General features: G+C 66.9%; 16 protein-coding genes and 1 pseudogene. 16 read left to right on the top strand and 1 reads right to left on the bottom strand.

Annotated elements, in window-relative coordinates; translation table 11 throughout:
* Positions 1-96 precede the first annotated feature (96 nt).
* From HFP15_RS24800 to HFP15_RS43935, 4 genes are read left to right on the top strand one after another with little or no spacing between them, the layout of a single operon-like run.
* Positions 97-1287, top strand: coding sequence for an acyl-CoA dehydrogenase family protein (locus HFP15_RS24800; protein WP_168519145.1), 1191 nt, complete (start codon positions 97-99; stop codon positions 1285-1287).
* Positions 1284-2318, top strand: a complete 1035-nt coding sequence (locus tag HFP15_RS24795) for a phosphotransferase family protein (RefSeq protein WP_168519144.1) — start codon at positions 1284-1286, stop codon at positions 2316-2318. Before HFP15_RS24800 ends, HFP15_RS24795 begins: the two co-directional genes overlap by 4 nt.
* Entirely contained in the window at positions 2315-2662 is a 348-nt protein-coding gene (locus HFP15_RS43940; protein ID WP_312871738.1) for an SDR family NAD(P)-dependent oxidoreductase, read from the top strand. The genes HFP15_RS24795 and HFP15_RS43940 overlap by 4 nt, the downstream gene beginning before the upstream one ends.
* Positions 2659-3081 (top strand): SDR family NAD(P)-dependent oxidoreductase, encoded by a 423-nt coding sequence (locus tag HFP15_RS43935; protein ID WP_312871737.1) that lies wholly within the window; start codon positions 2659-2661, stop codon positions 3079-3081. Before HFP15_RS43940 ends, HFP15_RS43935 begins: the two co-directional genes overlap by 4 nt.
* A gap of 124 nt (positions 3082-3205) precedes the next feature.
* Here the strand turns inward: HFP15_RS43935 and HFP15_RS24785 are convergent, their stop codons facing one another.
* Positions 3206-3847 (bottom strand): TetR/AcrR family transcriptional regulator, encoded by a 642-nt coding sequence (locus HFP15_RS24785; RefSeq protein WP_168519143.1) that lies wholly within the window; start codon positions 3845-3847, stop codon positions 3206-3208.
* Positions 3848-4056: 209 nt separating this feature from the next.
* On the opposite strand from HFP15_RS24785, the gene HFP15_RS24780 reads away from it, so the two are divergent.
* The 12 genes and pseudogenes from HFP15_RS24780 to HFP15_RS24725 all read left to right on the top strand — a co-directional run bounded on the left by HFP15_RS24780 (position 4057) and on the right by HFP15_RS24725 (position 15055).
* Complete coding sequence (locus HFP15_RS24780; protein ID WP_168519142.1) at positions 4057-5481, top strand: MFS transporter; 1425 nt, start codon at positions 4057-4059, stop codon at positions 5479-5481.
* A gap of 44 nt (positions 5482-5525) precedes the next feature.
* Positions 5526-6005, top strand: a complete 480-nt coding sequence (locus HFP15_RS24775; RefSeq protein ID WP_246272007.1) for an FAS1-like dehydratase domain-containing protein — start codon at positions 5526-5528, stop codon at positions 6003-6005.
* The gene (locus HFP15_RS24770) at positions 6002-6454 is read left to right on the top strand and encodes a MaoC/PaaZ C-terminal domain-containing protein (RefSeq protein ID WP_168519140.1); all 453 of its coding nucleotides are present in this window, start codon (positions 6002-6004) and stop codon (positions 6452-6454) included. The genes HFP15_RS24775 and HFP15_RS24770 overlap by 4 nt, the downstream gene beginning before the upstream one ends.
* Entirely contained in the window at positions 6455-7651 is a 1197-nt protein-coding gene (locus HFP15_RS24765; RefSeq protein ID WP_168519139.1) for an acyl-CoA dehydrogenase family protein, read from the top strand. It begins immediately after the preceding gene.
* 27 nt (positions 7652-7678) lie between these two features.
* Positions 7679-8806, top strand: coding sequence for an acyl-CoA dehydrogenase family protein (locus HFP15_RS24760; protein WP_168519138.1), 1128 nt, complete (start codon positions 7679-7681; stop codon positions 8804-8806).
* On the top strand, positions 8803-9558 hold the full coding sequence (locus HFP15_RS24755; protein ID WP_168519137.1) for an SDR family NAD(P)-dependent oxidoreductase: 756 nt from the start codon (positions 8803-8805) through the stop codon (positions 9556-9558). Before HFP15_RS24760 ends, HFP15_RS24755 begins: the two co-directional genes overlap by 4 nt.
* Before the next feature lie 7 nt (positions 9559-9565).
* A complete protein-coding gene (locus HFP15_RS24750; RefSeq protein WP_168519136.1) occupies positions 9566-9919 on the top strand; it encodes a nuclear transport factor 2 family protein in 354 nt (117 codons plus the stop codon).
* A 48-nt stretch (positions 9920-9967) separates the two neighbouring features.
* Positions 9968-11158 (top strand): thiolase family protein, encoded by a 1191-nt coding sequence (locus tag HFP15_RS24745; RefSeq protein WP_168519135.1) that lies wholly within the window; start codon positions 9968-9970, stop codon positions 11156-11158.
* Positions 11159-11193: 35 nt separating this feature from the next.
* The gene (locus HFP15_RS24740) at positions 11194-11622 is read left to right on the top strand and encodes a Zn-ribbon domain-containing OB-fold protein (protein ID WP_168519134.1); all 429 of its coding nucleotides are present in this window, start codon (positions 11194-11196) and stop codon (positions 11620-11622) included.
* Positions 11615-12802 (top strand): CaiB/BaiF CoA transferase family protein, encoded by a 1188-nt coding sequence (locus HFP15_RS24735; protein WP_168519133.1) that lies wholly within the window; start codon positions 11615-11617, stop codon positions 12800-12802. Before HFP15_RS24740 ends, HFP15_RS24735 begins: the two co-directional genes overlap by 8 nt.
* A 95-nt stretch (positions 12803-12897) precedes the next feature.
* Positions 12898-14270, top strand: a pseudogene (locus tag HFP15_RS24730) (aldehyde dehydrogenase family protein).
* A gap of 35 nt (positions 14271-14305) precedes the next feature.
* Positions 14306-15055: an SDR family NAD(P)-dependent oxidoreductase gene (locus tag HFP15_RS24725; RefSeq protein WP_168519132.1), complete on the top strand. Its 750-nt coding sequence runs from the start codon at positions 14306-14308 to the stop codon at positions 15053-15055.
* Position 15056 lies beyond the last annotated feature (1 nt).

Genomic DNA, 15056 nt, shown 5'->3' with positions numbered 1-15056 from the left:
CCTGGTTCGGGCCGGGAAACCTGGCCCTTAGTTGCTGTGCGGCGAGATGTGGCGTTAGCATCATGGCTAATAGGTGTTAGCCCCGATGGGAGAGGCATGGCTGTCGACTTCACTTCCGACCCTGCTGTCGCTGATCTGGCACGCCGCACCGCGGACCTCGTCCGGGAGGTGGTGATCCCCGTAGAGGAGCGATGCGGTGGTGTCGCGCACACCGAGGAAACCCGGGTGGAGCTCCAGCGGGCCGCGAAGGATGCCGGTGTCTTCGCGCCACATGTCGGCCGCGACCTGGGGGGCCACGGCCTCGACATGCGCGGCCGGGCCGTCGTCTTCGAGGAGGCCGGGTATTCGCTGCTCGGTCCGCTCGCGCTGAACATCGCCGCGCCCGACGAAGGCAACATGCACCTGCTCGAAGTCGTCGCTACGGCGGAGCAGAAGGAGCGCTATCTCCGACCGCTCGCCGCGGGTGAGGTCCGCAGCTGCTTCGCCATGACCGAACCCGCACCCGGAGCGGGATCCGACCCCAGCGCGTTGACCACGCGCGCGACGAAGGTGCCGGGCGGCTGGCGCCTGGACGGGCGGAAGTGGTTCATCACCGGCGCCGACGGCGCGAGCTTCGCGATCTGCATGGCCCGGACATCGGGTGAGCCCGGCGACGGCGGGGGAGCGACCATGTTCCTCGTCGATGCCGCCAACCCCGGTATGAAGGTGCTCCGGCACATCGAGACGCTTGACGAAAGCCTGTACGGCGGTCATATCGAACTGCTCTTCGAGAACTGCGTCGTCGGCGACGACGCAGTTCTGGGTGAGGTCGATGAGGGCTTCAAATACGCGCAGGTCCGCCTGGGCCCGGCACGTATAACGCACTGCATGCGATGGCTCGGGCTCGCCCGGCGCGCGCAGGACATCGCACTGGACCGGGCCGCGGAACGCGAGGTGTTCGGCTCGCGCCTGGCGGAGCTGGGCATGGTGCAGCAGATGATCGCGGACAACGAGATCGACATCGCCGCCGCCCGCGGCCTGATCCTGCGCGCGTGCTGGGAGCTCGACCGCGGCGAGCGGGCCGGACAGAGCACGTCGGTCGCCAAGACGTTCTCTGCCGAGGCGGTGTGGCGGGTGGTGGACCGGTCGCTGCAGATTTGCGGGTCCCTCGGGGTGTCCGGCGACATCCTGCTCGGCCGGTTCCTGCGGGAGGTCCGGCCGTTCCGGATTTACGACGGCCCGTCGGAGACTCACCGCTGGTCCGTGGCGCGCCGCGCGGTGCGGCAGCGCTCAAGGAGCGCACGATGACCGACGTCGAGGGCCTGAACATGCCCGCGCTCGAGCGGTTCTTCTCGGAGCAGGTCGCGGGGTTCGCCGGAAACCTGACGGCGGAGCTGGTCACGGGCGGCCGGTCGAACCTGACCTACCGCCTCACCGACGGTGCGAGCGAGTGGATTCTGCGGCGTCCGCCGCTGGGTGGGCTGACCCCGTCCGCACACGACATGAAGCGCGAGTACGAGGTCGTCGCAGCGCTTGCCGGCACGGGCGTGCCCGTCGCCCGGGCGTGCGTGCTCGGTGACGCCGAGGTGCTGGGTACGCCGTTCTCCGTGGTGGAGTACGTGGACGGCCTGGTGATTCGCACCAAGGAGCAGCTGCATGTGCTGCCTGGTGAGGAAATCCACCGCTGCGCGTACGGCTTGGTCGACACCCTGGCTCGCCTCCACGCGGTCGACCCGGTCGCCGTCGGTCTCGGCGGATTCGGCAGGCCGGAAGGGTATCTCGCCAGGCAGATCAGGCGCTGGAACGATCAGTGGCACCGGGTGCGGACCCGCGAGCTCGCGGACGTCGATCGCCTGCACTCGCTTCTCGCCGAGGCGTGTCCCCCCGAGAGCGGTGCTGCGATCGTGCACGGCGACTACCGCATCGACAACGCCATCATCGACCCCGATGACCCGGGCACCGTGCGAGCCTTGGTGGATTGGGAGATGGCCACCCTCGGTGACCCGCTGTCCGACCTGGGGTTGCACCTGGTGTACTGCGACCCGGCGTTCGAACCGGTCCTCGCCGGTTCGGCTGCGTCGACCAGCCCGCGGCTGCCCGGCGTCGAGGACCTCGCGCAGCGCTACGCAACCGTAAGCGGTCGCGACCTGGGCAGGATGCCCTTCTACCTGGCACTGGGCTACTTCAAGATCGCCGTTATCGCCGAGGGCATACACGCACGGTTCGTGCAGGGCATGACCGTTGGCGCGGGGTTCGACACCGTCGGCAGCGCCGTGGCGCCGCTCGCGGCAGCCGGTCTGCGCGCCATCGCCGACACGACCGCACGGGAGCCACGATGAATCACGTCCTCGATCGCTTCCGCCTTGACGACAAGGTCGCCGTCGTCACCGGGGCAAGTTCGGGGCTGGGCGCCGGTTTCGCGCACGCCCTCGCTCAGGCGGGAGCCGACGTCGTGCTTGCCGCGCGTCGCGCGGACCGGCTGGACGACGTCGTGCGGGGCGTGCGCGGTCTCGGGCGTCGCGCGACCGCGGTCCGCACCGATGTCACGGACCCTGGCCAGTGCGAAGCTCTCGCCGAGGCAGCGCTGTCCGAGTACGGCCGGATCGACATCCTCGTCAATAACGCCGGAGTCGGCACCGCCGTCCCCGCCGTCAAGGAGTCGCCGGCGAGTTCCGCCGCGTGATCGACCTGAACCTCAACGGCGCCTACTGGGCCGCGCAGGCCTGCGGCCGGCGCATGGAGGCCGGCTCGAGCATCGTCAACATCGCCAGCGTCCTCGGCCTGATCAAGTCCTACGCACCGCAGGCTGCTTACGCCGCGAGTAAGGCCGGCCTGATGGGCCTGACCCGGGATCTCGCCCAGCAGTGGTCGGGACGTCGCGGGATCCGGGTCAACGCCATCGCACCGGGCTACTTCGCCAGCGAGATGACGCAGGATGTGCCACAGGAGCCGCTGATGACCTTCATCCGGCAGACCAGCCCGCTCGGTCGGCTCGGCGCGCAACACGAGCTCGACGCCGCCGTGGTCTTCCTCGCCAGCCCGGCCGCCTCCTACATCACCGGAGCCACGCTCGCCGTCGACGGCGGCATGTCGGGACACTGACCGCGCCGGTGTGATCGGTGTCAGCTGATCGGGTAGCTTCCCCAGGCCTTCGGCCCGTTGCGAACGGCGACCCCGTGCGGCGCGGCGAGGCCGTGGACCATGGCAGGAAGGCCGAGGCGGTGGATCAGAAGGGGATCGCGTCGCCCTTGGCCTTCAAGCCTTCGAAGGTGATCGCGATCAGGGTCTCGGCGATCAGCTCCGGGTGCTTGCGTTCCGATTTCGGCCATTCCGCGGACCGCATGATGGCGCTGAGTACCAGCCGGCGGGAGATGCCCGGGTGCAGGTCGGCGCGGAGCTCGCCGCTGGCCACCGCCGCCGCGAACATGCGGTCCCAGAACGTCGCCGTGGCGACCGTTTTGTGCCAGTAGGCGCCCTGCATGCTCGTGGGCAGCTGCCCGAGGACTCGCACTGCCGAGGCGATGAAGTCATCGGACGAGTGGATCTCGACCGTGAACGCCCGGAGGCAGGCTTCGAGTCGTTCCAGCGGTGTGGCCGATTCCGGTAGTGCCTTCGCCGCTTCATCGGCGACGTCGTTGAGCTTGCCCAGCCCGATGTTGGTCACCTCGTTGACGAGATCGTCCTTCGAATCGAAGTGGTAGTAGAGGCTGCCCGTCTCCATGTTCGCGACCTTGGCGATGTCACTGAGCCGCAGCTCGGCGTAGGTGTGGGTGCGCATCACCTGCGCGGCCGCCGCCAAGATCCGCGACCGGGTCTGCTCGGACCTGGTGCCTCCCGTGGCGGTCCGTCGAGCCTCGGCCTTCTTCATGGTTTCCCCGTCTCACTCGGTGCATCGCGTCTAACGGTGCATCGACAACGATGCGATCTCTCGAGCATACCGGGCCAGTTTGTCTAACTGTGAGTCGGCGCCGACGCTGAGATCACCAGCTAGACACGCTTGACCCTCGCACGATTCTGACTATGGTTAGAAATGTCGAGGCCACGACGAGGTGGCTCGATGACCCGGGAGAGATGCCTATGTCTGAATCGGCCACGCGGGCGGTCGAGCACCTGAGTGCCCGGCTGGATCGGCTTCCCGTCGCGACGAAATCACACAAACGGTGGATCGGGTTGCTGGCCCTTTTCTTCTTTTTCGACAACTTCGACATCGTGGCTTTCTCGAACACCGCACCCGCGATGAAGAGCGAGTGGGGACTGACCGTCGGTGAACTGGCGCTGGCCACGGCGACGCCGTTCATCGGGATGTTCGTCGGGTCGGTGGTCGGGGGCCGGCTGGCCGACCTCTACGGCAGGCGGCCGGTGATGTTGATCATGGTGGTGTTCTACTCGGTGTTGACGCTCGCGATCGCCGCGGCGCCGAACATCGAGACCGTCGCCGTACTGCGCGGAATCGCGGGATTTGGCTTGCAGGCCTTCGTCGGGCTGGCCCTGGTCTTCGTATCGGAGGTGTTCCCACGTCATCTCCGTGGGCGATACATGGGCATGGTGCTCACCCTCGCCACGATCTCGTTGCCGGTGTCGGGTCTGCTTTCTCGCGTGATCGTCCCGCAGGGGGCGGGTATGTGGCGGTGGATCTTCGTGATCGGCGCCCTCGCCGTGGTCGGCGTCATCTACGGAATGGTGCGGTTGCCGGAGTCGCCGAGGTGGCTCATCCTGCGCGGCCGGACCGAGCAGGCGGAACGGGTTGTGTCGGCCCTCGAGGACGAAGCTCGAGCGGCCACGGGTGCCGAGCTCCCGCCGCCGGTGGTCGAGGCACCGGTCAGCGACGGTTCCCTGCGTGAGCTGTTGAAACCTCTGTACGTCAAGCGAATCAGCGTGGCTTCGATCGTCACGGTCGGTGTGATCCTGGTCCTCTACGGATTTGGGCAGTGGTTGCCGACGCTGCTGGTGGAGCAGGGCTACAGCGCCTCCGCCGCGTTGACGACCTACACGATCATCTCGTCGTTCTATGTCGTCGGTGCTTTCCTGGCTTACCTGCTCGTCGACCACATCGAGCGCAAGACGTTCCTGGTCGTGCTGGCCACGATCATGGCCGCCGGACTGGTCGTCTTCGGGTTCGTGGACAGTCCGGTCGTCACGGCGGTGATCGGGTGTGTCGTCGCTTTGGTTCTGCAGACGTGCCTGGCCACGATGTACGTGTACAGCCCGGAGATCTTCCCCACGCACCTGCGCGGAGTCGGATCGGGGCTGACGAACGGTCTTGGCCGGCTGGCGGGGTTCGCCGGTGCGTTCATCATCGCGGCCATTTTCAGTGCTTTTGGCTTTACGGCGGTCTTTTTCTACTTGGCGATCGTCAGCCTGGTGTTCGGCCTCATCTTGTTCCTGCTGGGCGAGCGCACGACGAAACGAGGGCTGGAGGCCATTTCCGAAGGGGCCACCCTGGCCGATGCGGACGCGAAAACGCGCGTGCGCAAGGAAGATGTGCAGCCCAGGAGCCGTTGAGAACCGGTTTTCTGCTCGCAGTGAGAACGGAGTGAAGGGTGTCGATGGGTGGGAATCGCTGGCAGGACTGGATCGGCCGGAAAGGCGAGGTCATCGAGTCAGAATTCTCGGTGAGTGAGGCTAGTATCGCCTATTTTTCCGAGTTCTCCGAGAATGGTCGCCCCGACTACTTCGGTTCCGATCCCATCGCGCCGCCCACGATGTTGATGACGGCGACGCGTGGTTCGGCCTGGCGGCCGGGTCAGGAGGTGGCCGTGCCCTACTACTTCGCGCTCGATGTTCCGCTCGACGCGCCGCACTCGATCAATCTGTCGATCGAATTCGAATTCGGCAAACCGCTCCGGCCGGGAGATCGGGTCAGCCGTCAGAGCACCATCGCCGACATCGTCCCGAAGACGTTGCGGCTCGGTGACGGGTTCATCGTCGTAGAGCACATCGATTACTGGAACCAGAACGGCGAGCGCCTCGGCCGGCTGACGAACTCGCTCTTCCGCTACACGAAGAAGGAGGCTGTCCGCGCATGACGTCCACCACCAGGGAACCCAGCACGGTGTCGTGGGCCGACGTGCGGACCGGCGACGAGCTGCCGTCGGTGAGCCTGCCCGTCGACATGCGGCGACTCGTGCTCGCCGCCGGGGGAGGACGCGACCTGTCCCCCCTGCACTACGACGTCGAGTTCGCACAGGCAGCGGGCAACCGCACGGCCTTCGCGAACACCACCCTCCAGATGGCCTTCGCGAACCGGGTCGTCGACGACTGGGTCGGTAGCGCGGGCCGGCTCGTCGGTCTCAAGCTCCGGATGAAGGCACCGATCTACCTCGGCACCACGATGACCTCGCGGGCGAGGGTGACCGGAACCCGTTCGGACGGCGACGGCGATTTCGCCGACGTCGTACTGGAGATCTTCACCGAGGACGGGTTGTGCACCACAACGGAACTCGTCGTGCGCTTCGAGCATCAGGGCGAGGCGTAGATGTTCGACTTCACCAAGGAGCAACTCGAGTGGCGCGATGCAGTCCGGGACTTCATCGCCGGCTTGGACCCGGGGTCTCGCGCCGAGAACGTCCACGTGGCCTCGGAGCTCAAGGGGGACAACACATGGCTGGCGCAGCTGCGCCGGAAGGGCTGGCTCGGTATCGGCTGGCCTCGCGAGTACGGCGGCCTCGGCAAGTCGATCGTCGAGCAATGGATCCTGATCGATGAGCTGACGGCAGCGGGCCTGCCGAGGCTGGGCGATGGCGTGAACATGATCGGGCCCGCGATCATCGAGGTCGCCAGCGAGCAGATGAAACGGGACTGGTTGCCGCGCATCCTCTCGGGGGAGGTCGAGTTCGCGCTCGGCTACTCCGAACCGGAGGCCGGCACGGATCTGGCCAGGCTGCGTACCCGCGCCGTTCCCGACGGTGACGAATTCGTCATCAACGGTCAAAAGACGTGGAACAGCAGCGGGCACTTCGCGACACACGAATGGCTCGCCGTGCGGACCGATCCGGACGCGCCCGCTCGTGAGGGCATCTCGATCCTGATCGTTCCGATCGATTCCCCTGGCATCACGGTATCCCCGATCTGGACGTGGGGCGGCGCCAGGACCAACGACGTCTTCTTCGACAACGTGCGTGTTCCGCGGGCCAATCTCGTCGGTGAGCTGAACAAGGGCTGGTCCTATGTGATGACCGCGTTGAACCTCGAAAGGTTCGCCATCGGCGGGGTCGGTGAGCTCCGGGCGCAGTTACCCGTCTTGGTCCGCTTCCTCGCATCGACCTTCCGGGGCGGTCGCACCCTCTGGGACGACCCTCGGGTGCGCGAGCGGATCGCGGACCTGGCCAGCCGCTTGCACGCGGCCCGCCTCCTGTCACTGCGCAACGTGCGGTTGATCGACCGCGGCGAGGTGTCGGCGGCCGAAAGCTCGATGGTCAAGGTGTGGGCGTCCGAACTCCGGATGGAGTTCGCCGACACGGTCACCGAGATTCTCGGCGCGGCGGGGCAGCTGACCGCGGGCGATCGCCGGGCACCCTTGCGTGGCGAATACGAGCACCTGTACCGCAAAGCGTCGCACTACCGATTCACCGGCGGTACCAACGAGATCCAGCGGGATCTCATCGCACGCCGTGGGCTCGGACTGCCCCGGCAGAGCGTGGGCCGGCGAGGCTCGCCGACCCCGAAGAACTGAGATGCGAGCCGTGGAAAGGAGAGACCTGTGCGGTTCACCCACACCGAGATGTCGGCCGATCTGCGGGACGCCACCCGGAAGCTGCTGACCCGAGAGTGGTCCGTCGACGCGGCCAAGCGCAGTGCCGCCGGCGAGAACGACGACGCTGAGAAGCTGTGGAAGCATTTCGCCTCGCTGGGCTGGCCGGGTATCGCGGCACCGAGTGCATACGGTGGCGGTAGCGGTAGCCTGCTGGACCTGGCGGCCGTGGCCGAGGAGATGGGCCGAGCGGTCGCGCCCACTCAGCTGTATTCGACCGTAGTGGCCGCCGAGGTATTGGGCGCGTTCGGCACGAAGGACCAGAAGGACGCGTACCTCCGTACGATAGTTGACGGCTCGCTGCGCGCGACGGTCGCACTCGACGAGCCCGCGCTGACGGCGCAGCCCGACGACGTGCCGGTCAGGGCAGTGCGCAACGGCGGCTGGCTGCTCACCGGCACCCGGTGGTTCGTCGCCGAAGCGGTTTCGGCCGACGTCATCCTCATGGCTGCTGCGACCAGCGGAGGACCGGCGCTGTTCATCGTGCCCACGCAGACGGACGGCCTGACGCTGACCCCGCTCGCGACCACATCCGGGCCAGGCCAGGCGGTCGTTACGTTGTCGGGCGTCCGCATCGGAGAAGACCAGATCGTCGGGTCGAAAGGTGCGGGGCCCGCGGTGCTGCGTCGCGCGCGGGAGTGGGCACAGTGCCTGCAACTCGCGGACGTCGTGGGTGTCGGGGCATACGTGCTGGAGAAGACGGTCGCCTATGTGAAGCAGCGAATCGCCTTCGGGGTTCCGATCGGAAGTTTCCAGGCTGTGCAGCACCATCTCGCGAACATGAGCACCGAGCTGGACTGTGCCGAGATGCTCGCGTTCGAGGCCATCGAGTTGGTGGACCGTCGCGACCCCGCGGCCACCATCGCATTGGCGCGGGCGCAATCCTTCGCGCCGGCCGCCGTCAAGCGCGCCACGCTCACCGCGCACCAACTCCACGGCGGCGCCGGCGAGGTGCTCGAGGACGACCTGTACCTCTACTCGAACCGGGCGAAGCGGGCCGAGCTGACATGGGGAACCCCGCCGGAGCACCTGGCGAGGGTGGCGGAGGAACTCGCGGCGGAAGCGGGTGTGTCATGAGTCTTGACGGCAAATGTGCGTTCATCACCGGGGCGGCGAGCGGGATCGGCCAGGGTGTCGCTGTCCGGACGGCCGCTCGCGGGGCACATGTCGTATGCGCCGATATCCAGGACGCGTCCGTCACCGTGAAGATGATCCAGGAGGCCGGCGGATCCGCCGAGCCGGTGCTGATTGACGTCTCCTCGGCGCAGGATTGGACCGAGGCTGTTTCGGCGGTGGTGGGCCGGACCGGGCGCCTCGACCTGCTGGCCAACGTGGCAGGAATAACGCCGGGAGCAAGCGGATCCGCGGGCGACACGGTGCTGAATCTGGACGAGGCCACGTGGTCACGCGTTCTGGACATCAACCTGAAAAGCGTTTGGCTGGGGATGAAGGCCGTCATTCCGCACATGAGAGAGGCCGGCGTGGGGCGCATCGTCAATACGAGCTCCATCTCGGCGCTGCGGGGCATGCCCGGCATGGCCGCCTACGCCGCGTCCAAAGGCGGAATTCAGGCGCTCACACAGCAGGCCGCGGCGGAATACGCCGCCGACGGAATCCTTGTCAACGCCATCGCTCCGGGCATGATCCTGACGCCGGTGAAGCTATCCAATGTGGACATTTTTCAAGAGGTGGCCGCGGAAAAGCATCTCGTCCCGAGACTCGGTGAGGCCACCGAAGTCGGCGATGTGGTCGTCTTCCTTTTCGACGAGGCGACCTTCATGACAGGGCAGGTGCTACCGGTCGACGGTGGCTGGACCGCGCGGGGGTGAGCACGAGATGACCGATCGCAGATCACGGCACAACGTGGTGAACGACTACTTTCGCCTGCTGTGCGAGGGAAAACCCGAGCAGGTCGTGAAGTTGTTCGCGTCGAACGCGGTTGTCCGTCCGTCGCCGATGCCGGAGACCGGACCAGTGCGCGGACGAGACGAGTTGATCGCACTGTATCGCGGCATGCTCAGCAAGCCGGTGGTGTTCTCCAGTATCCGGTTCCACGACACCGCGTCGACCAGTGTCGCTGAGGTCGAGGTCGATGTGGGCGCGGGAAATCCCCCGGCGGCGATAGTCGACGTTTTTGATATCGACGACTCAGGGCTGCTCGCGAGAATGGGCGTCTACAAACGGTCCTAGCGCACACCCCAGCGATAGTGATGTCTACCGAGAGAAAGCGAGTTCACCGTGGCTTTTCCTGGTCGTGGCGCCGCGATCGTCGGCGTCTACCTGACAGAGCAAGCGAAGAAAATCGAGGGGCGGACCAGCACCGAACTTCAGATCGAGGCTGTCAAGGGCGCGCTGGCCGACGCCGGCCTGTCGGTCAAGGATGTCGACGGTATCGCGACGATGGACAAGGCATCCCCGGTCAGCGGCTCCTATCATCCCCACCACTACTGGGCCGAGCAGCTCGGACAGCTTCCGATGAGCCTCATCGAGACCGGCCAGGGGGCCGGCGCGATGGCGAAAATGGCGGCCGCCGTGAGTGCCGGGCTGGCCGACACCGTTGTCTACGTGTCGGGTAAGGCCGGCGAGGGCATCAACCCGGCACGCAAGGCGGTCCCGAAGAAGGCACCGCGGGTCGGGGAATGGCAGTACAGCATCACCGGTGGGACGCACCCGGCGTGGTACGCGGCGTGGGCGCGCCGGTACATGCACGACTTCGGCGTCACGAGTGCGCAGCTGGCGGAGGTGGCGGTCGCCGCACGACACCACGCCACGCTCAACCCGGAGTCGCTCATGGGCTCGAAGGGCGAGCTGACGATCGACGACGTGCTCAACTCCCGCATGATCGCGGACCCGCTGCACCTGCTCGACTGCTGTCTGGACAACGACGGCGGCTATGCGCTGGTGATCACCTCCCTCGATCGGGCCCGTGACCTCAAGCAGAAGCCGGTGCAGATCCTCGGTGGAGCCGAGTGGTACGGAATGGACTACTACCTCAACATTCCGCATCCCTGGATCAACCCCGAAGGGTCGGCGGTGTCCAAGGCCGCGGACCGTGCCTTCGGCATCGCCGGTGTCTCCCGCGACGACATCGACGTCGCCGGGCTGTACGACTGCTTCACCATCACCACCATCCGCGATATCGAGGAACTCGGCTTCTGCAAGGTCGGCGAAGGAGCCGACTTCGCCCAGGACGGCAACATCCGGTTGGGCGGCCGGCTGCCGGTGAACACCCACGGCGGGTTGTTGTCCTGCAGCCACAACGGCATGGGCGGGCCGGCCGGCCTGCACACGATCGAGGTTGTTCGCCAGCTGCGGGGCGGGAACGTGGAGCCGGAGCGGCAGGTGGACGGCGCCAGGCTGGGCGTCACGCTGTCGCAGGGCATGTCCGTGCACGGCGGTGGTGGCGTGCTCGTGCTGGGTGTCGACTGAGAGCAACCGACCACAACAGTTTGGAGGAGCAGACGATGACCGCGACCTATGTCCGACCATTGCCCACCATCTCGCCGCAGAACCAGGTCTTCTGGGATGGCTTGAAGGAGCGGAAATTCCAAGTGCCCCGCTGCGACTCGTGCGGTGCCTGGAACTGGAGCCCGTACCCGGCCTGCCGGGAATGCCTGTCCACCGACCAGACCTGGACCCAGGTCAGTGGACGGGGAACCGTGTACAGCTTCGCGATCGTCACCCGGGCCCCTTCGGCATTCGCGGACATCGCGCCGTACGTGTGGGCGTGGATCGAACTGGAGGAGAAGCCGCGCACGATGCTCGTGCAGGCGAACGTCATCAACTGTGACCCGTATGCATTGAAGATCGGGGACCCGGTGCGGATCGCCTTTGAGGACGTTCCGGGGGAGGACATCACGCTCTACAAGTTCGAGCCGGCCGGCCATGAGTGAGGCGACCGGCAGCGCGTTCGCCATTCTGGACGGCGTTCGGGTGCTCGACCTCAGCCGCATCATCGCCGGTCCCTACGCGGCGCAGATGCTGACCGACTTCGGCGCGGAGGTCATCAAGGTCGAGCGACCCGGTATCGGAGACGATGCCCGGCAGTACGGACGAGGGATCGCCGGAGGTCGTCCAGTCAGTCCCGCCTTCGGTGCGCTCAACGCAGGCAAGCGCAGTGTCTGTCTCGATCTCCGATCGGAGGAGGACCGGGCGATTCTGTTCCAGCTCGTCGATTCGGCCGACGTACTGATCCAGAACTTCCGTCCCGGTCTGGCCGAGAAGCTCGGGATCGACGCGGAGACCCTGCGCACCCGCAACCCGAAACTGGTGTACTGCACCGTTTCGGGCTTCGGGGAGACCGGTCCGTTGCGGATGAGGACCGCCGTCGACGCCGTGGGCCAAGCCTACGGGGGCTTGATGGGGATCAATGGGGAGGACGGACGCCCGCCGGCGCGGGTCCCCGTGCCCATCGCCGATCTGGCTTCGGGCCTCAACGCGACGATCGCGATCCTGGCCGCGTTGCTCCGGCGCGCGAAGACCGGTCGCGGCGCCACTGTCGGCGTGTCCCTGCTGGAAAGTGTCGTCGGCCTGATGAGCCATCACATCACCGAGACGCTGATCACCAAGGTTCCGATGCGGCGCATGGGGTCGCGCACCCGCGTCGGCGTGCCGAACCAGGCGTTCCAGACCTCGGACGGTTGGGTCATGCTGTCGGCGACCAACGACTCCATGTGGCGCGTCTGCGCCGGAGCGCTCGGAAACGCCGCGCTGGCTGACGATCCGCGCTTCAGGACGCAGGCCGCGCGAGCCGAGCACGAGGACGAATGCGCGGACGAGGTGGAAAAGCTGACCTCGGCGCTGAGCACGACCGAGGTGTTGGAGAGGCTCGAAGTGGTCAACGTGCCATGTGCGCCGTTGCTGACGATCGAGGAGCTGATGCGGGATCCGCAGATCGAGGCACTCGGATTGATGACGACGGAGGATTATATGGGCGTAACCGTTCCGGTGGTCGCCGGCCACTTCCGCCTTGATGGCGAGCGATCGCGGCCGGGCCGCGTACCAGAGCTCGGTGAGCACACCGGCGAGGTCCTCGCCAGGCTCGAGCCGGACCGCGGGGTGGTGCGGTCGTGAGAGATGCTGCGATCGAGCGAGCCCGGGACTTCGTCAGGCGCGACCACCTATTGCTGATCGGCGGTCAATGGCACAAGCCGCTCTCCGGTGCCAGCATGCCAGTCTTCGATCCGTCGACCGGCGAGATCGTCACGCACGTCGCCGAAGCCGGGGTCGCGGATGTAGACCAGGCCGTGCGTGCCGCGCGGGCAGCGTTCGACGACGGTCCATGGTCCAGGATCAAGGCTCGCGACCGGTCGAGGCTCCTGCTCCAGCTGGCCGCGGGGCTGGATTCGGCCGGAGACGAGATGGCCGTGATCGAGACGATCGACAACGGTCGCCCGCTGCGGCTCAGCCGGAGTGAGCACGTCGGCAACGCGGTCGAGATCTTCGAGTACTACGCAGGCTGGGCGACGAAACTGTCGGGTGAGACGCTGGATGTGTCGGCTCCGGGGGAGCACCTCGCGTACACGGTCCGGGAACCGGTCGGGGTCGCCGGACTGATCACCGCGTGGAACGTGCCGCTGCAGATCGCCGCCATGAAGCTGGCGTGCGCGCTGGCCGCGGGATGCACGGCGGTACTCAAACCCGCCGAGCAGACCCCGTTGTCGGCGCTGCGCCTGGGGGAGCTGGCCGAGGAGGCGGGCTTCCCGCCTGGGGTGATCAACATCGTCACCGGCCCCGGCCCGGTCGCCGGCGCGGCGCTAGTCGACCACCCGGGCGTCGACAAGATCTCCTTCACCGGCTCGGTCCCGACCGGTCAGGCGATTCTCCCGGCGGCGGCGGGAAACCTCAAGCGCGTGACGCTTGAGCTCGGCGGAAAGTCACCCGTCATCATCTTCCCGGATGCCGACATGGAGACGGCGATCCCGGCGGCGGCGTCAGCCGTGTTCCACAATTCCGGTCAGGTCTGCGCCGCCGGCACCCGGCTGTTCGCTTCGACCGTGTGGTAGAAGGGATCGGCACCGTGGCCGGCAAGCTGCGGGTCGGCCCGGGGCTGGACGAGACCAGCGACCTCGGTCCGGTGGTCTCGCGCGATCAGCTGGAGCGGGTTCTGGGATTCATCGCGGCGGGGCGGCACGACGATGCCGTGGCCGTGGTCGGTGGTTCGGCGCTGCCACGCCCCGGGTACTTCGTCGAACCGACGGTGCTCGCCGGCGTCCGGCCGGACATGTCCGTCATGCGCGAGGAGATCTTCGGCCCCGTGTTGTGCGCGATGCCCTACCAGGACGAGGACCTGGACAAGCTCGCGGCGGCGGCCAACGACACGATCTACGGGCTGAGTGCGCGGATTTTCACCCGGGACAGCGGCAAGGCACATCGGCTTGCCCGCCGGATCAGGGCGGGATCGATCCGGATCAACGGCGGTGCGCCCGACGTCGCCGTCCCGTTCGGCGGTTTCAAGCAGTCGGGCTGGGGACGGGAAGGAGGGTATGCCGGCGTCGAAGGCTTCACCGAGGTCAAGACGGTCATCACCAAGCTTTCGTGAACGCTTGAGGCGACATTGGAGGGTGGAGAATGGGAATGAGGGGTCTCGCGGGCAAGATCGCGATCGTCACCGGCGCCGCCGGTGGGATCGGATCCGCCGCCGTGGCGCGATTGCTGGCGGAAGGCTGCCGTGTCGTCGCTGTCGACCTCGACGAGGACGACATCGTCAAGGCCTGCGGCGAGGTCGACGGCGACAGGTTCGTGGCCGTCGCCGCGGACGTGTCCACTCCGGATGGTTGTGCTGCCTACGTCAAGCAGGCCGTACACCGTTTCGGTGCGGTGCACCTGTTTTTGAACAACGCCGGGATCATGGGTGTGCGAATGCCGATCGTCGACATGCCGGTGGCGGAGTTCGATCGCATCATCGCCGTCAACCTGAGAGGCGTCTTCCTTGGCCTGCAGGCGGTGATCCGGCAGATGATCGCTCAGGGCGAGGGAGGAGCGGTCGTCAACACTTCGTCGGCGGGCGCGCTCAGGCCGTACGTGAATTCCGCGGGCTACGGGACGTCGAAGAACGGTGGCATCAGCCTGACCAAGGTCGCCGCCCTGGAGAACGGGTCGCACGGAGTCCGGGTCAATGCCGTGTGCCCAGGCTCGACCGCGACACCGTTGCTCACGGCCGCGTTCGGGGCGGAAGGCGCCGAGAAGTCCGGCGACCACCTCCCGCTTGCGAGGGTCGCGTCGCCGGATGAGATCGCGGCGTTGATGGTCTACCTGCTCAGTGACGATGCCAGCTACCAGACCGGCGGCGTGTACACCGTGGACGGTGGCCTCATGCTCACCTGAA

Source organism: Amycolatopsis acididurans, from assembly GCF_012328925.1.
GTDB classification, from domain to species: domain Bacteria; phylum Actinomycetota; class Actinomycetes; order Mycobacteriales; family Pseudonocardiaceae; genus Amycolatopsis_E; species Amycolatopsis_E acididurans.
Note: the sequence above shows the minus strand (reverse complement) of the source record. Positions and strands in the feature narration are given on the sequence as shown.